General features: G+C 62.7%; 15 protein-coding genes and 1 tRNA gene. 4 read left to right on the top strand and 12 right to left on the bottom strand.

What is annotated here, in order from left to right; genetic code table 11:
- Positions 1–2: 2 nt before the first annotated feature.
- The 11 genes from O0880_RS23080 to cysS all read right to left on the bottom strand — a co-directional run bounded on the left by O0880_RS23080 (position 3) and on the right by cysS (position 14,430).
- Positions 3–1,199, bottom strand: a complete 1,197-nt coding sequence (locus tag O0880_RS23080) for an FAD-dependent oxidoreductase (RefSeq protein WP_289888985.1) — start codon at positions 1,197–1,199, stop codon at positions 3–5.
- A complete protein-coding gene (locus tag O0880_RS23085; RefSeq protein ID WP_289888986.1) occupies positions 1,199–3,385 on the bottom strand; it encodes a LodA/GoxA family CTQ-dependent oxidase in 2,187 nt (728 codons plus the stop codon). Before O0880_RS23085 ends, O0880_RS23080 begins: the two co-directional genes overlap by 1 nt.
- Before the next feature lie 47 nt (positions 3,386–3,432).
- Positions 3,433–3,792: a hypothetical protein gene (locus tag O0880_RS23090; RefSeq protein WP_071324375.1), complete on the bottom strand. Its 360-nt coding sequence runs from the start codon at positions 3,790–3,792 to the stop codon at positions 3,433–3,435.
- Positions 3,789–5,489 (bottom strand): tyrosinase family protein, encoded by a 1,701-nt coding sequence (locus O0880_RS23095; protein WP_289888988.1) that lies wholly within the window; start codon positions 5,487–5,489, stop codon positions 3,789–3,791. Before O0880_RS23095 ends, O0880_RS23090 begins: the two co-directional genes overlap by 4 nt.
- Before the next feature lie 73 nt (positions 5,490–5,562).
- On the bottom strand, positions 5,563–7,629 hold the full coding sequence (locus tag O0880_RS23100; RefSeq protein ID WP_289888989.1) for a multicopper oxidase family protein: 2,067 nt from the start codon (positions 7,627–7,629) through the stop codon (positions 5,563–5,565).
- Between the two features lie 436 nt (positions 7,630–8,065).
- Positions 8,066–8,158: transfer RNA gene (locus O0880_RS23105), tRNA-Ser, on the bottom strand.
- A gap of 110 nt (positions 8,159–8,268) precedes the next feature.
- Positions 8,269–9,516: an aspartate kinase gene (locus O0880_RS23110; RefSeq protein WP_071324377.1), complete on the bottom strand. Its 1,248-nt coding sequence runs from the start codon at positions 9,514–9,516 to the stop codon at positions 8,269–8,271.
- A gap of 196 nt (positions 9,517–9,712) precedes the next feature.
- Positions 9,713–11,131, bottom strand: a complete 1,419-nt coding sequence (gene tilS, locus O0880_RS23115) for a tRNA lysidine(34) synthetase TilS (protein ID WP_289888990.1) — start codon at positions 11,129–11,131, stop codon at positions 9,713–9,715.
- Between the two features lie 165 nt (positions 11,132–11,296).
- Positions 11,297–12,271 (bottom strand): acetyl-CoA carboxylase carboxyltransferase subunit alpha, encoded by a 975-nt coding sequence (locus O0880_RS23120; protein WP_034756951.1) that lies wholly within the window; start codon positions 12,269–12,271, stop codon positions 11,297–11,299.
- Positions 12,272–12,325: 54 nt separating this feature from the next.
- Entirely contained in the window at positions 12,326–13,036 is a 711-nt protein-coding gene (locus O0880_RS23125; RefSeq protein WP_071326570.1) for a DNA-3-methyladenine glycosylase, read from the bottom strand.
- Positions 13,036–14,430, bottom strand: a complete 1,395-nt coding sequence (gene cysS, locus O0880_RS23130; RefSeq protein ID WP_289888995.1) for a cysteine--tRNA ligase — start codon at positions 14,428–14,430, stop codon at positions 13,036–13,038. Before cysS ends, O0880_RS23125 begins: the two co-directional genes overlap by 1 nt.
- A 278-nt stretch (positions 14,431–14,708) precedes the next feature.
- Between cysS and O0880_RS23135 the strand changes: the two genes are divergently transcribed.
- The 4 genes from O0880_RS23135 (at position 14,709) to O0880_RS23150 (ending at position 17,583) form a co-directional block, all read left to right on the top strand.
- Positions 14,709–15,347 (top strand): peptidylprolyl isomerase, encoded by a 639-nt coding sequence (locus O0880_RS23135; RefSeq protein ID WP_071324380.1) that lies wholly within the window; start codon positions 14,709–14,711, stop codon positions 15,345–15,347.
- An 83-nt stretch (positions 15,348–15,430) separates the two neighbouring features.
- Complete coding sequence (locus tag O0880_RS23140; RefSeq protein WP_071326571.1) at positions 15,431–15,922, top strand: peptidylprolyl isomerase; 492 nt, start codon at positions 15,431–15,433, stop codon at positions 15,920–15,922.
- Positions 15,923–16,008: 86 nt separating this feature from the next.
- Positions 16,009–16,764 carry a UDP-2,3-diacylglucosamine diphosphatase gene (locus tag O0880_RS23145; RefSeq protein WP_289888997.1) on the top strand — a complete coding sequence of 252 codons (756 nt, stop codon included), beginning with the start codon at positions 16,009–16,011 and terminating at the stop codon, positions 16,762–16,764.
- 69 nt (positions 16,765–16,833) lie between these two features.
- Positions 16,834–17,583 (top strand): DUF72 domain-containing protein, encoded by a 750-nt coding sequence (locus O0880_RS23150; RefSeq protein ID WP_289888998.1) that lies wholly within the window; start codon positions 16,834–16,836, stop codon positions 17,581–17,583.
- On the opposite strand, the gene O0880_RS23155 is transcribed toward O0880_RS23150, so the two are convergent.
- Positions 17,580–19,862: a hypothetical protein gene (locus O0880_RS23155; RefSeq protein WP_289888999.1), complete on the bottom strand. Its 2,283-nt coding sequence runs from the start codon at positions 19,860–19,862 to the stop codon at positions 17,580–17,582. The two genes, O0880_RS23150 and O0880_RS23155, sit on opposite strands and share 4 nt — an antisense overlap.
- Positions 19,863–20,056: the final 194 nt, after the last annotated feature.

The raw sequence follows: 20,056 nt of genomic DNA on the forward strand, positions 1-20,056 counted from the left end.
CGCTATCGCACCGGGACAGGGCCGCTGGCGCGGACCTGGGCGACCGGCGCCTCCGCGCCGGCGTGCAACTGGCGCCAGAACGGCGCGTCGGGCCAGCGCTGCTCCCAGCCGTAGTATTGCCGGCGCTGCGCCAGGTACTGCCCGTAGCGCTGCATCACCGTGTGCGCAACATCGCCCAGCGTGGACTGGCCGGCGATGGCGCCGGCCGCCGCCATGCCGTTGGCGAGCGCCTTGACGATGCCGTGCGACGTGACGGGATCGTAAGCCGAGGCGGCGTCGCCGATGGCCAGCCAGCCGTCGCCATGCAGCTGGTCGAGACAGTACGATGGCGCGGGAAAGCTTTGCACGCCGCCCGCCAGCGGCGCCATGCCGCGGGCCAGGGCGGCCGTGTTGGGCGCGGCCGCCAGCCATGCCAGCCAATGGCCGACTTGCTGCAGGCGCTGCGCCTTGACGGTGGCCGCATCGCCGTAAAACGCCAGCAGCAAGGTGGCATCGGGCAGATGGGCGCCATACCACCAGCCATGTTCGACCGCTTCCAGGTGCGTCAGGCCGGTATCGGCGTGCCCGCCGCCGCCGGCGGGCGGCGCGAAGCGCATGGCCAGGCACACCAGCGGCAGGCTGTCGACCTTGCGGCTGCCGCGCTGGCGCGCGAAGACGGCGCGCGTGCCGCTGGCGTCGACCACCAGCTCGGCATGGATGCTGGCCTGGCGCAAGGACCCGGGCGCACCGAGCGCCAGTTCCAGTCCATGGCCGCCGCCAGGCACCGGTGCCGAAGCGGCCAGGCTGGCGTGCATCAGCACTTCCGCGCCGCGCAAGCGGGCCTGCCGCGCCAGGAACTGGTTGAAGCGGGCCCGCTCCAGGTGCCAGCCATGGCCCAGTGGATTCATCAGTGCATCGTTGTAGCCGCGCTTCTCGCTGCCCCACCAGGAACAGCTGCCATGGCAAGGCGCGTGCGCTTCCGCAAAAAAATCCCGAGCGATACCCAGCGCCTGGAACAGGCGGTTCGCCTCGGGCGGGATGCTTTCGCCGATGCGAAACTGCGTGTAGTCGCCGGCCTCGATGACGATCACGTCATGCACGCCAAGCTGCGCCAGCGCCAGCGCGCAGGCGCAGCCGGCCGGGCCGCCGCCGATGATGGCGACCCGGTAGCGCTGCCTGGCCGGCGCAGCCGAAGCGGAGTGCGGCGCTGTCACCAGCATCAGGATTTCGGCTTCGGCCGCGGATTGGGCCGGTACACCTTGTCGATGGCCGTGTTGCGCCAATACTCGACCAGATTGCTTTCGTCGCTGTCGAACAGGCTCGCCACTTCCAGGTAGTAGTCCTTGCAGATGGCCTTTTCGCCGTCCTTGCGCGCAATCGCCGTGCCTTGCACGACCACGCCGATGCGGTGCCAGTTCAGCAGGAACTGCGCGCGGTCCTGGTAGCGCCCCACATGCATGGCGGGCCGGTCGATCTCCGCATTGTCCGGGGTCGTCGATGGCACGCCGTCGGCCCGCGTGCCCTGGCCGCGCACGGAATAGCGCGGCGTCGCCAGTTCGCCGCCGTTGGCGACGACATCGTCATAGGTGTAGACGGCCACGGGCCGCTGCGCCGGCCAGGACGAATACAGCAAGGTATTGTAGCCATTGCCCTTGATCACCGTGGCCGCATCGATCGCCTGCTGGTTATTGCGCACCGTGCCGCCGGGATTCGGATCCGGCAAATGCGTGGCGCAGGAGTTGTAATCGGTATGCCAGGGCAAGGCCATGAACTTCGACAGGTCGCCGGGCTGCACCTCGCCGCCGCGCAGCGGCACATAGCCGGTGCCAAGAAAGGGCTGGTCCTTGACGGCGGCCTGGTAATCGAGCCGCTGTCCATTGATGCGGAACGGGCCGCCGCCGTCATGGCGCCGCCATCCCTGCCGGTACAGGCCGGGGTCGCGCACGATGAAGCCCATCTCGATGCCGGGGCTGTAGCGGCCGCCCAGGCAGTTGAACAGGACGGTGCGGTCCAGCGCTTCGCCGGCGCCCAGCAGGAAACTGCCGCTATCGGGCAGGTAACGGCCATGCGCCCATTGGTCCATGAAAAAATACTGGGCGCGGGTCAGGGTCAGCAGGCTGCTGCCCGCGTCGCCCAGCGACAGCGGCATTTGCGGCCGCAGCGACGGCGCGCCAGTCTGGTCCGGATGGCGGATGAAATTCATGATCGGATAAGTCAGGCCATCCGCCTTCATCTTGCCCAGCAAGTCGTGCTGCTTGATCGCCCTGGGCGGCAGGCTGGTCGTCCAGCGCTGCAGCGAGGCCGCACGCAGGATGGGCTGGACATCGGTGCTGAAATCGCTGCGGTAGCCGATTTGATAGGCGCCGTCCGCATAGACGGCGGGCCGCAGCGCCATCTGTTCCAGCCAGGTGCAATACAGGTCGTCCCACAAGGAGACGACGTTCGCCGTTTGCGGCGCATATGACGGGTCGCTGGACACCACCCAGGCGCTGCCCTCGACGGCGCGCGCCGTGCCGTCGGCAAAGAGCAGCATGGCCGTGACGGGGCCATCGGCCACGTCGTCGAACCAGTTGTCGTTGTTGACATTGTCATCGAGGATGGCTGCGGGCGCATAATTGCCTTGCGCATCAAAGCCGCAGGCCTTGCCATAGCCGCCCAGCACCAGCAGGCGGCCATTCTTTTCCGTGCTGATGGCGCCCAGCGAGGCGATGATGGCGCCAGGCGCGTGCGCCGGCGCGCCGGGCTGCCCGCCGCGCGGGAACGAGACGGGATAGTCGGGCAGGCTGCGCACGGCGCCGCTGGCCGCATCCGCGCACGACGGCGGCGTGGCGGCGTCGAACTGCTGCACGGACTGGCGCGATGCCTGCACGGTGCGCGGTCCGGCGTCGATGACCAGCAGCTTCAGGCGCAGCGGGTCGGCCGGCGTGCCGAAATGCGGCGAGTCGCTCTCGCCGAAGCGCGGATTGCGCAGGGGCGGCGCGCGCCTGTTTTCGAACGGCGCCACGCCGTCCCCGCCCTTCCAGCTATTGGCTTTCTTGTTGGCCAGGTGCACGGTCCAGACGATGTCCTTGACGATCTTGCCATCGACCATGCTGCCGATGGCCACTTCGGCCGCCGCCCCCCGCCGGCCGAGCGGATAGGTTTCCACGCCATCGGCTGCGTCGAACGCATACTGGTAAATCCGGAAGCGGGCGGCCTGCCGCTTGAGTTTTCCGCCGGCGTCGCGCAATTCGGTGCTGACGATGGTCGTGTCTTCCGTGCCGGGCCGGATCGGCAAGCCGCCCGTACCATCTTGGCCATCGAGCGGCATGCCGGCCAGGCTTTCCGGTCCCAGATAGTATTCTTCGCTGTTGCCGACGCGGGCGATGCCGATGGCCGGGTGAATTCTCAAACCTGTGTATGCCATGCTGAACTCCTGATCATCAAGGGTGTCTGTGCCGGTTGGTCAACGCATCACGGCGGCATGCCGTCCCTGACCCACTGGTCGAAGATATCGATGCCCTCCTGCGGCATCCTGCCGTCCGGCGGCATCGGGTGCGGCGCGGACATGACATACTGGCCTTCCCTGCCCCCCGGCTTGCGCAGGCGATGCCCGGCCTCCACCAGCCATTTCTCATTGCGGCTGTCGTAGTCGTAACCGTGAATCGCCACCTGGATCTGCCAGGCAAACGCCTTCACGCTCGCATAGTCGTTCAGGTACAGCCGCTGCACGCCCGTCGATTCGGAGTTCGACAACTTGACCTTGCTCATGTCGGCCACATAGCGCGAAAACAGGCCCTGCACATCGCGTTTGAAACTGGTCCGTTCGCTCATGGCTTGCTCTCCTCATACGTGGGTTCGGCCGGCTTGCGGCGGTCGACGATCCTGACCACCGGCGCGGAAAAATCGCCTTGCCGTATCAGGCCACGGCCCTTGTCATTGGTGGTGATGGCCGCCGTGATGCGCCAGGCCTGCTTGCGCTTTTTCGGGACCAGGCTGTCGACGATGCCGGTGACATCCGTTTCGATCGCATACTTGTCATGCTGGTGCGCGCCGGACAGGGCCCAATGGCTGCTGCTGGTGACCAGGTAGCGATCGCGGAACGATTTTTCGCCGATACGCGCGACCACGCTGGCGGGATGCAAATAGATATCGGCCTGAAAACTGTAATCTTCGTCGGCATGCGCGCGGTCCAGCACCATGTTGGCCCGCTTGTCGCCTGCGACCCGCCGCGCCGGTATCCTGTAGGCGCTGCTCACGGTGAGGTCGGGCCTGGCGACCGTGCCATCGGCCGCATCGTCGCTGAGCAAGGCGGCGAACAGGCTTTTCTGGTTGTTGCCGAAGACAAAACCCGCCTGCTGGTGCCGATCGATCAGGGCCTGGATGTCCTTCTTGCGGGCAAACTCGCCGCCATAGCGCGGCTGGAAGCCATAGCCCTGCCGGATGGTGTCGAAGTACAGATCCGCCCGGCCCATGTTGGCCGCGTAGTCGCCCGAATCGCTGCGCTGCTCATCGCCGCTGCCGGCGCTCCAGCCGACGGGCCTGGGCAGGCTGGCATCCTGCTCGCTGCGCATGTAGCTGGTGCGCCCGCTGCCGCGTATGCCGGCGTCGCCATGCTCGTCGAGCCACTTCTCGAAACTGTAATCGAGGAAATTATGGAAGGCATAGAACAGCGGATCCAGGCCGGCCGTGACGTTGTCGCCCATATTGCCGCCCATGTAGGTGGCGTGCATGTGATTGTGGATCTTCGTCTCCAGGTTGCCGCCGCCCAAGCTGCCGTATTCGTCGCCGCCGAAATCGGCCCAATCCATGTAGTAGATCTGGTAGGCCAGCAAGTTGGGCGAGGCCGTGGCCAGCGAGCTATCGAGCCCCTCTTTCTTGCGGGTCGCATCGTACAAGGGCGAGTCGACATCCTCGAAGGCTTGCGGATAGCGCACGCCGGTGGGCTTGCGGGTGAAATTCCAGTACGGCAGCGCGACATCGCGCGTGCTCGGCCCCCGTTCGCCGCTCGGGTCGGCGGCCTGCAGGGCTTGCTCATAAAAGTACAGCTGCGCCCGGTGCCATTGCAGGAAGGTGTTCTTCTGGTGCTCGCACTCGCCCGGGAATTCCTCATGGGCATTGTCCTCGGTCGCCACCTTGTCGAGGAAGTAGGCAATGTCGCAGCTGTTGCGCGTCGGATCGCCCAGCAGCTGCTTCAGCCTGTCCCCTGGCAAAGCCGCCTGGCGGTCATTGAAGACGTCGACGGAAGTGCAGTTGTGCACCCAGGCTTGCCACAGGAAGCCGCGCCGGTCATACACGTTTTCCTGGCTCTTGCGTTTCATCTCGCTCACCGCATGCTTGAAGGCGTCGAGCTCGGCCGGGGTCAGTTCATCGATATTCTTGCGGTAGCGCACGACGCGCGCACCGCCCTGCTCCAGCTGGGCCCGCGCTTCAGGGGCGCAGCGGGCGACAGCCAGGGCGCCCGATTCGGCGCCGGCAACGGCGCCAGAGCACAGCAGGCTGGCCAGTATGGGAAGGATAGAGGTTTTCATGCGTGACATGCGCCAGGCTCCAGGGACAGGTTGGGAAAGGCGGGAACGCGGCCGGCGCTCCCGCCAGGAACGGTCAGTGTCCGTGTCCGCCGGCGTCGCCGCCACCTTTGCCATCGGGCAGCACGACTTTGACGTTTTGCATCATGCCCTGGTCTTCATGCTCGAGGATGTGGCAATGCAGTACGTACTCGCCGATGTAGCGCTGATAGCGCGTGGCGATCTCGATCTTGTGCTTGGGAATCACCAGCAAGGTGTCCTTCCACGTGCCGATCAGGTCCTTGTATTGCGGATCGACCGGCGGCGGAGCCTCGCTGCCCTCGACCTTGTCGGTCCTGACGATGCTGATGATCTGGAAGGGATTGACGTGGATATGGAAGGGGTGGCTGCCATTCTTGGAAGCGAGTTCCCATATCTGCTGCGTGCCCAGCACCAGCGTGTGGTCGATGCGGTGCGGATGATAGACATACTTCAGGTCGGGCGTCGGCGAATCTTCCGGCTTGCCCTCCACCATGAAGCGGTACTCGTCCTTCACCTTCGCAATATTGAAGGTCACATACTCCTTCTTGTCGCTGCGCATGGCTTCCTGCTCCTTGTCGCTGAAAGCCTTGTGCGGGACAAATTTCGTGAGCTTGAGGCCATTGTTCAGGTCATTGAGGATGTCGGTCTTGAGGTTGCTCGGCAACTGCGCGCTGGGCAGGCGCTTGACGGCGCTGCGCAACTCGGCCAGCAGGAAGTCGCGCGGCGACTCGCCCGCCTTGGCGCGGGCGGCGGCCCTGGTGCTGGTCTCGGCGGCGATCACGCTGATCAGGCGCGTGTTGTTCACGTCATGCATCTGCGTCAAGTTGTTGAGATTGGTTTCCGCATACACGCAATACGCGCCCGCCTTCGGCAGGGAGAACAGGATATCGCTGCGGTAGCCCGGCTGCAGGTAGTTGAGGGTCTTGGCAATGATCCTGTCGTGCGTCAAGCCATCGCTGGCCACCTCGAATTGCGTGATGTCCTCGCCATCGCACAACTCCATCACGTCCTTGTCCTGGTTGGCCACGCTGAGCGCCTGGAACAGCTTTTGCGGATCATTGGCGCGCCGGATGCGCAACACGACGGAAGCCTGGAAACCCGTGTCGATCATGCGCCAGCGGTACAGCCGCTGCGTATCCATCTTCAGCACCGGCTGCACCTTGCCATTGACGGAGGTATAGCGGCCCGACATCAACCAGGCATCCGGGTCTTCGACCTGGCCGAAATCCTCGAGCACGCCCACCGCATCCTTGTCGCACGGCTTCGTTGGCGCCAGGCTGTTGCTGGGGCAGTCATACGGAATTTGCTGCAACAGCATCACTTCGCCGGCGCTGCCGCTGCCATCGTCGGGCTGGAATTGTTTCAGCATGACGTCGAGATCGCCCTGTGCGGTGGCGGTCGGATAACGGTCGCCTTCGACCACCAGCGCGCCGGCCATGCCGCTGGCAACCTGCATGGCCGTCGCGCCATGCTGATGCGGGTGATACCAGAACGTGCCGGCCGGATGGTCGATGGGAATATTGTATTCATACTCGAAATCCACGTCAGGCTTGATCGAGATCAGCACATTGTCGCTATTGCCCGAGGGCGAGACCCACAAGCCATGCGAATGCAGGTTGGTGTCGTTGAAGCAGCCGCGCGGACGCGGCGCATTGATATCGCCCGTCGCGCACTGTTCGGCTGGCAGCACCGGCAACTGGTTGTGCAGCTTGAAGCGCACGGTCTGTCCCGGCGCCATCACCACGGTGGGCGCCATGAAGGTGGCCGCATTCTCGTCGCGGCCATCGAGCGCCAGGCCGCTCGTCTGCTGGTACGAGCGCAGGCGCACCTTGTCATGCTTGGCCGTGGTCGGGTTGTAGATGGTGCCGTTGGCATAGCGGATGTACAGGTCGTAGGACTTCTCGTACTCGTCGCGCTTGCTCGCCGCGCGGCTGACAGGCCTGGCCCGCGCCTTCAGCTTTGGCGGTTCCTGCAGCAGGCGCAGCCCGAGGTCCGGCACGGACTTCAGGCTGCGATCGAGTGTGAGGTTGACCTTGGTTTCCGCGGCGAACGCGGCACTGCAAGCGAACGGCATGGCGGCAAGACACAGCAACACGTACTTGCTGGGAAGACGATGGGACATGGCAACTCCTCGATTGGACTCGGCAATGGAAGCATGGCTGGGCATGCATAGTTTTTATTAGTAACATTGCCATTATGCATAATGACAAAGAGTCAATACTCACACTAAATCACATGTTGTATTTATGGGTGGGGGGATTACGGGCTGGGGCGGCGGAGCTGGTTGCCAGCGCCGGGTGCGAGGGGACGGCGCTGCGGACTGGAGGCTGAGGCTGATGGGGCGCTGGCCGCCAGTGCCGGAGATGAGGGGACGGCGTTGGCCGCCACGCGGCCAACGTGCGCGCGCAGCGCGGCAGCATGAGGATACGGGGAGCCTTGCACGAGTACGCGCAAGGCTTCGCATCCCACGCGCAAAGCGCGCAGGCGCTTTGCTCGTCTCCGCAAGGCGGAAATGAAAAAACCCGCTGCTTCTTTCGAAGCAGCGGGTTTTATTGTACTGGCGGAGACGGTGGGATTCGAACCCACGATACAGGTATAAGCCGTATGCATCCTTAGCAGGGATGTGCCTTCGGCCACTCGGCCACGTCTCCTAGCTGATTACTCAACTATGTCTCTGTAGCTAACTGCGCTGCAGCGACGAACGTCATAATATCGACTGCCCCCCCTTTGGTCAAGGGCGTGGGGCAATATTTTTACATTTTTAAGCTTTTTCCAGCTCGAACGCTTTATGCAGCGCACGCACGGCCAGCTCCATGTACTTTTCATCGATCAGGACGGAAATCTTGATCTCCGAAGTCGAGATCATCATGATGTTGATGCCCTCTTCCGACAGGGTGCGGAACATCTGCGATGCGACGCCCACGTGGCTGCGCATGCCGACGCCGACGACGGACAGTTTCGACACTTTGGCGTCGCCCGTGATGCTGGCCGCGCCCAGCGATTCGCGGTTCGCTTCCAGCACGGCCAGCGCGCGTGCATACTCGCCGCGCGAGACGGTGAAGGTGAAGTCCGTTTTACCGTCGACCGACTGATTCTGTATGATCATGTCGACTTCGATATTCGCGTCCGCCACCGGTCCCAGGATGTGGTACGCCACGCCTGGACGGTCGGGCACGCCGAGCACGGTGATTTTGGCTTCATCGCGGTTGAAGGCGATGCCGGAGATGACTGCTTGTTCCATGTTTGTATCTTCCTCAAACGAAATCAGGGTGCCTGAATTGGCTTCTATTTCCAGCGGCAACATCGGGTCGGTCAGCGACGACAGCACGCGCGTGGGCACGCGGTAGTTGCCGGCAAATTCCACCGAACGCGTTTGCAGCACTTTGGAACCCAGCGAAGCCAGTTCCAGCATTTCTTCAAAGGTGATGGTCTTCAGGCGGCGCGCCTCGGAAACCACGCGCGGGTCGGTCGTGTAGACGCCGTCGACGTCCGTGAAGATCAGGCATTCGGACGCCTTCATGGCGGCGGCGATCGCCACGGCCGAGGTGTCGGAACCGCCGCGGCCCAGGGTCGCGATATTGTCGTTCTCGTCGACGCCCTGGAAACCGGTAATGATGACGATCTTGCCCGCATCGAGGTCGCGTTTGACTTTTTCGTCATCGATCGACTGGATGCGTGCCTTGGTAAAGGCGGAATCGGTCTTGATCGCGACTTGCCAGCCAGCATAGGATACGGCTTGTTTGCCGATCGCCAGCAATGCCATCGACAATAGGCCGACGGACACTTGTTCGCCTGTCGAGGCGATCATGTCAAGTTCACGGGGATCGGGTTGATCCATGATTTCCTTGGCCAGTCCAATCAGGCGGTTCGTTTCGCCCGACATGGCGGATGGCACCACCACGATTTGATGCCCAGCGTCGTGCCACTTGGCAACGCGCTTGGCGACATTCTTGATACGGTCAGTCGAGCCCATCGACGTACCGCCATATTTGTGGACGATTAAAGCCATAAGAGTGAAGTTTCCGCTCAAGAAGAATAAAAAAGGAGGGCTTTACTCTACATGCCGCAATGCAAAATAACAAGCTAAAAAGCGCATTAGCTCATACCAATTACACATATGGAAATAACCAATCCATACAGTCCAGCTGGCTTGAACAGCCACTCGCCGGCCACCCCGGGAGTGGCCGTGGCAGCCGTCCCTGCGCTCAGCAGGACTGCCAGCGCAAGGTCACCCGTGGACGATCCAGCAGGCTCAGACAATGACAATCGAGGCCAATACCAGCTGCATACAGCAATTGTTGCGCCGCACAGACAAGGGGCAGGCGTTCGCGCTCCCAGGCCGGCACGTCGAAGGCCTGGTAATGGTATTTCAAGCTCTTGGTGGGACGGTTCAGCGCCAGCTTCAGGCGCTCGCCGCCTTGACGGAAATCGATGGTCAAGGCTTGAGTTTGCAGCCAGGCAATATCGATGCCTTGGCCCCCCTCCGCCACGGCATCGAAATGCAGCACGCCGCCGTAGGCAGGAAACGCCAGGCTGGCCTCACCCTGCCAGCGAAATTCCTGGCTGGCTTTTTCCAGGCCCGGGATATTCGCGTCGCTCCTGTCGCGCATGCCCGCGAGGTCGTCGAGCTTCGGCGTCAAATACAGGCGGTCGCGGTGGCGCCGCACGTGGCATTCGGGATGCGTGACGAGCAATTGCGCATCGGGCCGCGCTTCGAGCAGTTGCGCCAGCATTTCCGCCAGCCACGCCGTCGACGGCATGCGCAAGCCGCGCGTGCCGAACCAGTGGCGCAGCAGGTTGTAGCAGCGGTCCATGCTCAGCGCGCGCAATTTCGCCAGTTCGATGCAATCGCCATCGAGGCAATCTGACAAGTCTTGCGTCGCCAGCTCCGTCAACAGGCGCTGCGCCGATTGCGCATGCTGGGCGCTGCGGGCGAAGCGTTCCTGGAAACCGGGAAACGCCTGCGCCAGCACGGGCATCACCTGGTGCCGCAGGGCATTGCGGGCGAAACGCGGGTCGTCGTTCGATTCGTCGTGGATGTGCGCAATCGCATGTTTCGCCACATACGCTTCGAGTTGCTGGCGCGACACGGGCAGCAAGGGACGCGCCATTACCAGGTCCGGGTTACCCAGCAGCTCGGGCGCGCTGTTGGCGCCATCCATGCCGGACAGGCCCGCCGTGCCCGAGCCGCGCAGCAATTGCAGCAGCACCGTCTCGGCCTGGTCGTCCTGATGGTGGGCCGTCAGCAGCAGGCGCACGCCGTGCGCGGCGCACAGGTCGCCCAGGGCGGCGTAACGGCGCTTGCGGGCCGCCTCTTCCGTGCCCGTCTTCGCATTTTTTTCCAAGGTGACGCGGCGCGCCTCGAAGGCGATGCCCATGCCGGCGCACAATTGCTCGCAATGCGCCAGCCACGCATCCGCGTTCGGGCTCAGGCCATGGTGCACGTGGAAGGCGTGCAAGGCCGCGCCATGCTCCTGCGCCCAGGCATGCGCCAGGTGCAGCAGGGCCGAAGAATCGAGGCCGCCGCTCAAGGCGATGCCGACGGTGCTGCCCGCTGGCGGCGCGCAGGCGTCCAGCGCGCTGGCAAAGATATCGGGCACGGTGGCGGTTTGTTGCTTTTTCAATGTGGACTCCGGGAATGCAAAGAGGGACAGGTGGATAGCCGAGTGTGTTCGGCTACCTGCCTGTCCCTGGTGTTTTACTGTCTTGTCGGCTTACGTCTTGTCGGCTTACGCTGCGCTAAGCCGACCTACGCCAACCTACGCCGACCTACGCCGACCTGCGACGGCTTACTCGCTCGGCGTGGTTTCCTTGAACTTGCCGTAGCTCAGCAACTTCTCGTGGCGCGCGGCCAGCAAGTCCTTGGTTTTCATGCCGTGGAACTGGCGCAGGGTATCGGCCAGCGCGCGTTTCAGCAAGGTGGCCATCTGCTTCGGATCGCGGTGGGCGCCGCCCAGCGGTTCGTTGATGATCTTGTCGATCAGGCCCATGGCTTTCAGGCGGTGCGCCGTCAGGCCCAGCGCTTCGGCCGCGTCGGACGCGCGTTCGGCGCTCTTCCACAGGATCGAGGCGCAGCCTTCCGGCGAAATCACGGCATAGGTCGAGTATTGCAGCATCAGCACGGCGTCGCCCACGGCAATGGCCAGTGCGCCGCCGGAACCGCCTTCACCGATGATGGTGGCGATCAGCGGCACTTTCAGTTCCGCCATCACGTACAGGTTGTGGCCGATCGCTTCCGACTGGCCGCGCTCTTCCGCGTCGATGCCGGGGAAGGCGCCTGGCGTGTCGACAAACGTGAAAATCGGCAAGTTGAACTTTTCAGCCACTTTCATCAGGCGCATGGCCTTGCGGTAGCCTTCCGGTTTCGGCATGCCGAAATTGCGCATGGCGCGCTCTTTCGTGTCGCGGCCCTTTTGATGACCGATGACCATGCATGGCTGGCCGTTGAAGCGTGCCAGGCCGCCGACGACGGACAGGTCGTCAGCGTAGCTGCGGTCGCCATGCAATTCGTGGAAATCGGTAAAGATTTCATTCACGTAATCCATGGTGTAGGGGCGCTGCGGGTGGCGCGCGATCTGCGCCACTTGCCAAGGCGTCAGCTTGGCGTAGATATCCTTGGTCAGCTGCTGGCTCTTCTTGGCCAGGCGGTCGATCTCTTCCGAGATGTCGACGGCCGAATCGTCTTGCACGAAGCGCAACTCTTCGATCTTGGAATCGAGTTCCGCGATCGGCTGTTCAAAATTGAGGAAAGTCGTTTTAGTCATTGTACCTCCAGGTTTTACCGGCCACGGCGCCAGGGCGCGCGGCGTCATCTATGTTTATTTTACCGTACCGGCTGGTGCGCCGGGGGCTGTATCGGATGCGGCAGGGGCGGCTGCAGGGTCGAGACTGCGCCACAGATACCACGTCGCCACGGTGCGCCACGGCTCCCAATTGGCGGAAACTTCGCGCGCATCGCTGCGGGAAACAGGTTCGCCGGAGAAATAATTGACGCTGATACCCTGGATCAGGCCAGGATCGTCGAGCGGCAAGACATTCGGTCGCAGCAAATTAAATATCAAAAACATCTCGGCGGTCCAGCGGCCGATGCCGCGGATCTGCACCAGCTCGGCGATGACGGCTTCGTCATCCATCTGGTCCCACTGGCTGGCGTGCACGCGCTTGGCCTTGAAATGGTCGGCCAGGTCGAGGATGTATTCGGTCTTGCGTTTGGACAAGCCACAGGCGGCCAGTTGCTCGGCGCCTGCCTTCAGCACTTGCGAGGGCGTGCATTTCGGGCAGGCCAGCAGCAGTTTTTTCCAGGCGGCATCCGCCGCCTTGGGCGTGATCTGCTGCCCGACCAAGGAACGGGCCAGGGTGGTAAACGGGTCGCTATGGCCGACCAGGTGCAGGTCGCCAAATTGCGGGATGAGCTTTTTCATGATGCGGTCGCGCTTCATCAGCTCGATCTTCGCCTCTTCCCAGTAGTGCGGCACCTGGATCACCTGCGCCGCTACCGGGGCTTCCCCGTTGTCCCTGGACGTTGGCATCATGCGCGGCGCCAGTTGGTCGAGCCGTCAGGCTTGTCTTCGAGAATGATGCCCGCAGCCAACAGTTCGGCGCGGATCTTGTCCGATGCGGCAAAGTCGCGCGCCTTTTTCGCCGCGCTGCGCGCCGCGATGGCCGCTTCGATGCCTGCCGCCTCGTCCTGGCCGCTTGCGGCGCCGACGGTGGCTTGCAGGAATTGCTGCGGCGTGCGCTCCAGCAAGCCCAGCACGCCCGCCAAGCCTTTCAGCTGGCGCGCCAGGGCCGGCGACTTGCTCTTGTTCACTTCCGTTGCCAGGTCGAACAAGGCCGCCACGGCCAGCGGCGTGTTGAAATCGTCGTCCATCGCTTCGCGCACGCGCACGGCGTGCGCTTCGCTCCAGTCGATCGCGCCCTCTTCCACCGCCACGTCGGCCAGCGCCGTGTACAGGCGCGTCAGCGACAGGCGTGCATCGTCCAGGTGCACGTCCGAATAATTGAGGGGGCTGCGGTAATGCGCGCGCAGGATGAAGAAGCGGATCACTTCGGCGTCGTACTTTTGCAGCACTTCGCGGATGGTGAAGAAGTTGCCGAGCGACTTGGACATTTTTTCATTGTCCAGGCGCACGAATCCGTTATGTATCCAGTAATTGACGCTGGTATGGCCGAACGCGCCTTCGGATTGGGCGATCTCGTTTTCGTGGTGCGGGAATTGCAAGTCCGCGCCGCCGCCGTGGATGTCGAATTGTTCGCCGAGCAAGGCGCACGACATGGCCGAGCACTCGATATGCCAGCCCGGGCGGCCCTTGCCCCACTTCGAATCCCATTTGACTTCTTCCGGCTCGGATTCCTTCGACGACTTCCACAGCACGAAATCGAGCGGATCGCGCTTGCCCGTGTTGACGTCGACACGCTCGCCCGCGCGCAGGTCGTCGAGCGACTTGCCCGACAGCTTGCCGTAGTGGGGGAAATTGCGCACGGCGTAATTGACATCGCCGTCAACGCCCTGGTAGGCGAGGTTTTTCGCTTCCAGCTGCTCGATCAGGCTCAGCATCTGCGGCACGTATTCGGTGGCGCGCGGCGTATGGTCGGGCGTCAAGATGCCCAGCGCGGCCGTGTCTTCATCCATGTAGCGGGTGAACCGCGTCGTCAGCTGCGAGATCGTCTCGCCGTTTTCCACGGCGCGGCGGATGATCTTGTCGTCGATGTCCGTAATGTTGCGCACATAGGTGACGTCGAAATCGGACGCCTTCAGCCAGCGGTAGATGACGTCGAAGGCCATCATCATGCGCGCATGGCCGATATGGCAATAATCGTAGATGGTCATGCCGCAGACGTACATGCGTACCTTGCCCGCTTCCATCGGGACGAATACCTGCTTCTCGCGAGCCAGGGTGTTGTAAATCTTTAGATTGCTCATCGTACTTTGCAAGTGGAGCGGCCGCCAGCCAGGCAAAACGACAGACAGGCGCGGACACCAGGGGTGCCGCGCCACTGAACTGCCGTGTGCGCCGAGACTGTACGACCCGCTATATTGTTGTTCTTGTTTGTTAGAATTAGGGCGTTAGCGGTCAAGTATAACATTGATAAAAACCATACTGGCCCGATATGAATCAGGTTTTTACGATGTTCAACCGAATTTTCACTTCTTTACAATTAAAGCAAGTTTAGAGAAAAATAACGATTAAGGACGCCTCCATGCAAGAAACCAAATCGAAACGCCTGCCATTCCTGGCCCGCTTCTGCACCCTGTTCGCCAGCCTGACCCTGGGCGGCGCCGTCGTCGCGGCCACGCCTGCAACGCCTTCGGCAGCCCTCGATCCCACGCCGCACGTGGCCCTGAAAACCAGCATGGGCGAGATCGTGCTGGAACTGGACCAGGAAAAAGCGCCGAAAAGCGTGGCCAACTTCTTGCAGTATGTCAAAAGCGGATACTACAAGGGAACCGTGTTTCACCGCGTCATCGATGGCTTCATGATACAGGGCGGCGGCTTCGACAAGAACATGAAACAGAAAGCCACCAAGGCGCCGATCAAGAACGAGGCGCAAAACGGCTTGCAAAACGTCACCTACAGCATCGCCATGGCGCGTACGGGCGACCCGCATTCGGCCACGGCGCAATTTTTCATCAACGTCAACGACAACGGCGCGCTCGACTATCCTGGCCGCGACGGCTTCGGCTATACGGTGTTCGGCAAAGTCGTCAGCGGCATGGACGTGGTCGACAAGATCAAGGCCGTGCCCGTGGCGGACAAGGGACCGCACCAGAACGTGCCCGTCACCCCCGTGCTGATCGAATCGGCGACTTTACTCAAGACAGCGCCCGCAAAACTGTAAAATAGCGTTTTTGCGGTCTCCGCATGCCGCCGTGGCATGCCACGGCCCAAATCAACTTTTCATCCAATTTATTAAGGATCATCATGACCTCCGTCATCATCACCACCAATCTGGGCAAGATCACCGCTGAACTGGACGCCGAAAAAGCGCCGAAAACGGTTGCCAACTTCCTGGCCTACATGAAAGCCGGTCACTACGACAACACGATTTTCCACCGCGTCATCGACGGCTTCATGATCCAGGGCGGCGGTTTCGAACCAGGCATGAAACAGAAACCTGCCGACACCACCGTCGAGAACGAAGCCAAGAACGGCCTGAAAAACGATACCTACACGCTGGCCATGGCCCGCACGTCGGATCCGCACTCGGCATCGGCCCAGTTCTTCATCAACATCAAGAACAACAGCTTCCTCGACTACCCAGGCCAGGACGGCTGGGGCTACGCCGTGTTCGGTAAAGTCACCGATGGCAAGGAAGTCGTCGACGCCATCCGCGCCGTGAAAACCTCGCGCGCCGGCATGTTCGCCGACGTGCCGGTGACCGACGTGATCATCGAGAAGGTAGAAGCCGCTTAATTCGGCTCTGGCACCATGAATAACAGGCATTGCAGCGTTTGCGCCTCTCCATGTACATCACTTTTTGGGAGCGTTGAACGATGACAATGCCTGCCGCACTCTTTATTTCCGACCTGCACCTGCAGAGCTCGCACCCGCGTACCAGCGCCGCCTTTCTTTCCTTTCTGGAACACCATGCGCAATATGCGCAAGCGCTGTATCTATTAGGCGACCTGTTCGAATACTGGGCCGGCGACGATGACCTGGAAGACCCGTTCAATGCGCGTATGACGGCTGCCATCCGCGCCGTCAGCGATGCTGGCGTACACGTGTACTGGATCGCCGGCAACCGCGATTTCCTCGTCGGCTCCGGCTTTGCCGCCGCGGCCGGCGCCACCCTGCTCAGCGAACCGCACGTGGCCACCATTGCCGGCCGGCGCATCGTCCTGCTGCATGGCGACGCCGAATGCACGAAAGACGTCAAGTACATGGAGTTTCGCGCCATGGTGCGACAGCCGGCCTGGCAAAAACAGTTTTTATCCATGCCGCTGGCGCAGCGCAAGGCCATCATCGACGGCTTGCGCCAGAGCAGCCGCGAGCACAATGGCGAAAAATCCATGGACATCATGGATGTCACGCCCGATGCCGTGGCGCAAGTATTTGCCGAACACGCGAGCACCGTGATGATCCACGGCCATACGCACCGCCCTGCCCTGCATAAAGTCGACGACACCTTGCGCTATGTGCTGCCCGACTGGGAATGCGACGTGACGCCGCCGGAAGGGCCGCGCGGCGGCTGGATCGCCATCGATGCACGCGGCAACATCACGCGCCACGATCTCAACGGCGACATCATCGACTAGGCGACCGCCGACCGCGCCACGGGCGTTTGTCCGATAGCCGCGCCCGCCCGGCCCTGCTGTAATGGCGCCATGCACACACATTACATCGGCACGGCCGGCTGGAGCATCTCCAGCGCCGCCGCCAGCCACTTCCCCTCCGCAGGCAGCCACCTGCTGCGCTACGCCCGCGTCCTGTCCTGCGTGGAAATCAACAGCTCGTTCTATCGCCCGCACCAGCCCGCCACCTACGCGCGCTGGGCCGACGGCGTGCCCGACCATTTCCGCTTCAGCGTGAAATTGCCGCGTAGCATCACGCACGAACGGCGCTTGCGCGATGGCGAGGCGGAACTGGATCGCTTTGCGGGGGAAGTGTTGCAACTGGGAACAAAACTGGGCTGCGTGCTGGTGCAGCTGCCGCCCAGCCTGCAATTCGATACGGCCGTGGCCGCCGCATTTTTCAGTGCGCTGCGCCAGCGCTTCGGCGGCATGCTGGCGTGCGAAGCGCGCCACCCCAGCTGGTTCGAGGAAGGCGCGACCGGGCTGTTAACGCTGCAGCGCATCACGCGCGTGCGCGCCGATCCGCCCGCCGGCCAGCCTGGCCCGCACGTGCCGACGACGGAAGTGGCCTATTTGCGCCTGCACGGCAGCCCGACTATCTACTACTCCGACTACCCGCCAGCGTATCTGGCAAGCCTGGCTGCCTGCCTGCGCGAACCGGCGCAGGCAGGCAGCTGGTGCATCTTCGATAATACAGCGGCCGGGGCCGCCCTGTTCAATGCGCTGGACTTGCAGGCGCGGCTGACGGACTTGCCAGCCGCGCCTGCCCATAGCCGGGCCTAAGGCAAAGGCGTCTGGACGATGGCACGTGCGGTATAGCCGTACAGCGTGCCATTGCCAAAAGCTACGATGTCCACGATGGGATTGCCCCATGCCAGCTGCGGTGTGGAAATAACCCCAGCCGGGTTGATTTTGCGCACGCCATCCTGGCCGCTGACGTACAGGTTGTCGGCCTTGTCGATGGCCAGGCTGGGCATGCCCGCAAATGACAGGCTGCCCACGCCAGGCGCACCGTCGATATTTTTACTCGAGTACAAAGTGCCGGCAAACACGGTCACGCTGCCGGAACGATTCGCCTTGAATATCACCTGATGATAGTAGTCATCAAAATACATCTCCCCTTTGCTGTCAAACACAATGCTGTAGGGAAGGACAGATTGGGGGCCGGGATCGCGATCGCCGAGGGCGCGCGTGAGCGCGTCAAAGGACACGAACAAGGAAAATACACCGCCGGGCGGGCGCCGGTAAATGCCCTCGCCGAAGATCTCCATCCATGTAATATAGCCATCCTTGTCAATCGCCAGGATATACTGCTGAAGGCCATTGGTGTCAGCCGGCAATTGCTCGATGGTCGACATGACCCCGTCGCTATTGATCTTACGTAAATTAAACGCAGGCGCATCCGGCGCCCTGTCGGCAACATACACGGCCCCGTCCGCACCGCAAGCGATCGCCACGGGGCTGGCCATGGTCGCGCTGAGCCGCGCGCCGTCGTCGCTGCCGGCGCGGCCGGCAATCCCCGCATACAGCTCGAGCTTGCCATTTGGCGCCAGCCGGCGCAGCACCTTGCCGGCCGCATCGAGCAGATAGACATTCCCCGCGGGGTCGCTGCACATGGTCGATGCCCTGACATTGCCCACGCGAGCCGCAGCGCCCACGCCGTCCGCCGATCCGGCATCGCTCAGCATGACAGGCACGGTCGCAATCCTGTTGCCGGCATCCACCCGGTTCAGCCGTTGCAGGCTGGAATCGAAGACCAGCATGGCGCCTGAATCCTCGCTCGATATCAGCGCCAGATTTTTCCAGTCGAGATATTTCCCTGTCGCGTCGGGCACCACGCGCCCCGCCACCGTCGTCACCTCGCCATCGGGTGTCATGCGGCGGATGGCGTCGCGGTCGGCCAGCAACAAATTGCCGCTGCGCTCGAACATCATGCTGCGCACGCCCCGGAAGCTGGCATTCGCCCCCTTGCCATCATAGCCAGTCGTTCTCGCATTTCCAGCAACCAGGGTCGCCACACCACGATCAAAGCGGTAGACCTTGCTGCCGCCACTGTTGCTCAAGTAAATGACGCCGTTGGCATCGACCGCTATCTGCCCCGCTAGTCCTGCCCTTGGCAGGCCATTCGGCTCGGCAAACAGGACATTGATGGAACTGACCACGCCAGCCGGCGTCACCCGGCGAACCGGCGCCGATCCGTCATCGACGAGCAGCACATCATCGTTGCGGTCCATGGCCATGCTGGTGATCCATCCGAACCGCGCCTGCGTCCCCGCGCCATCGGCGTATGCAGTATCGCCATCCTGCCCCTCCTGCGGCCCGCTGCAATTGGCGCGGCGCTTCCCGGCCAATGTACTGACCACCCCGGCAGGCGTAATTTTTCGCACCAGTCCATTGCAGCTGTCGGCCACGTACAGATTCGCCTTGCCGTCGATCGCCAGCGGTGCGCGACCGCCGCTCATGTAGAAGGTCGCGCTGGCGGCAGGCCCGTCGACGGCACCCGTCTTGCCCGGCATGCCAGCGTAAATACTGAGGCTGCCGTCGGGGGCAAGCTTGTGGATCACCTGCGTGGACGAATCGGTGAAGTAAGAATTGCCCGCAGCATCCTGCACCATGCCATCGATACGCTGGATACGCTCCTGCACGCCGGCCAGCACGATGGGCAGGCAACGCACGGCAAGCGTGCTGACATCCGCACTGACCATCGTCGCCGCGCCTTGCGCGATGCTGCAGCCCAGGCCAGCGGAGGCGCTGTCGACCTTGCCATCGTAACTGGCGCCCGCCGCCAGCTTGCCGGCAAAGCTGAACGCGCCGTTGGCCGTGACGGTCACTTTATCCGTGCCGTTCGCCAGCACGACGCTGGCGCCGGGCAGCAGGCCGCTGACCGTGCCGCCCAGCAGGTAGCGCGGCGTGTCGACCGGCGGTACAGGCGGTGGCGTGGCCGTGCCACCGCCGGAACCGCCGCCACAGGCGCTCAGTACGGCCAACAGGGCGATGCCGCAGCCGGCGCGCCTGAACAGTTTCTGCAACTCGTCATATCGATTGATCATTGCTGCTTTCATGGTGACTGGCGAAGATATTCGCCAGAAGTTATCAAGTAAGATTCTCAAAGACGCAACATTATAGTTTCCTCATGGATAGAAAAACATGATTTTGTTGACATTTTAATTTTCACTGTTATAGTTAACTACAACACCAACTCAATAAATCACGGAGCTTCGATGCCTACAGCACTTTTTACGCGCCGTCCCGCCCC

Source organism: Janthinobacterium sp. SUN118 (assembly GCF_030397695.1).
Taxonomy (GTDB): domain Bacteria; phylum Pseudomonadota; class Gammaproteobacteria; order Burkholderiales; family Burkholderiaceae_D; genus Janthinobacterium.

What these genes read in the sequence shown, in the direction of transcription:
- O0880_RS23080 (WP_289888985.1), bottom strand. Translation starts at nt 1,199, where the DNA reads ATGCTGGTGACAGCGCCGCACTCCGCTTCGGCTGCGCCGGCCAGGCAG.
- O0880_RS23085 (WP_289888986.1), bottom strand. Translation starts at nt 3,385, where the DNA reads ATGGCATACACAGGTTTGAGAATTCACCCGGCCATCGGCATCGCCCGC.
- O0880_RS23090 (WP_071324375.1), bottom strand. Translation starts at nt 3,792, where the DNA reads ATGAGCGAACGGACCAGTTTCAAACGCGATGTGCAGGGCCTGTTTTCG.
- O0880_RS23095 (WP_289888988.1), bottom strand. Translation starts at nt 5,489, where the DNA reads ATGAAAACCTCTATCCTTCCCATACTGGCCAGCCTGCTGTGCTCTGGC.
- O0880_RS23100 (WP_289888989.1), bottom strand. Translation starts at nt 7,629, where the DNA reads ATGTCCCATCGTCTTCCCAGCAAGTACGTGTTGCTGTGTCTTGCCGCC.
- O0880_RS23110 (WP_071324377.1), bottom strand. Translation starts at nt 9,516, where the DNA reads ATGGCTTTAATCGTCCACAAATATGGCGGTACGTCGATGGGCTCGACT.
- O0880_RS23120 (WP_034756951.1), bottom strand. Translation starts at nt 12,271, where the DNA reads ATGACTAAAACGACTTTCCTCAATTTTGAACAGCCGATCGCGGAACTC.
- O0880_RS23125 (WP_071326570.1), bottom strand. Translation starts at nt 13,036, where the DNA reads ATGCCAACGTCCAGGGACAACGGGGAAGCCCCGGTAGCGGCGCAGGTG.
- cysS (WP_289888995.1), bottom strand. Translation starts at nt 14,430, where the DNA reads ATGAGCAATCTAAAGATTTACAACACCCTGGCTCGCGAGAAGCAGGTA.
- O0880_RS23135 (WP_071324380.1), top strand. Translation starts at nt 14,709, where the DNA reads ATGCAAGAAACCAAATCGAAACGCCTGCCATTCCTGGCCCGCTTCTGC.
- O0880_RS23140 (WP_071326571.1), top strand. Translation starts at nt 15,431, where the DNA reads ATGACCTCCGTCATCATCACCACCAATCTGGGCAAGATCACCGCTGAA.
- O0880_RS23145 (WP_289888997.1), top strand. Translation starts at nt 16,009, where the DNA reads ATGCCTGCCGCACTCTTTATTTCCGACCTGCACCTGCAGAGCTCGCAC.
- O0880_RS23150 (WP_289888998.1), top strand. Translation starts at nt 16,834, where the DNA reads ATGCACACACATTACATCGGCACGGCCGGCTGGAGCATCTCCAGCGCC.
- O0880_RS23155 (WP_289888999.1), bottom strand. Translation starts at nt 19,862, where the DNA reads ATGAAAGCAGCAATGATCAATCGATATGACGAGTTGCAGAAACTGTTC.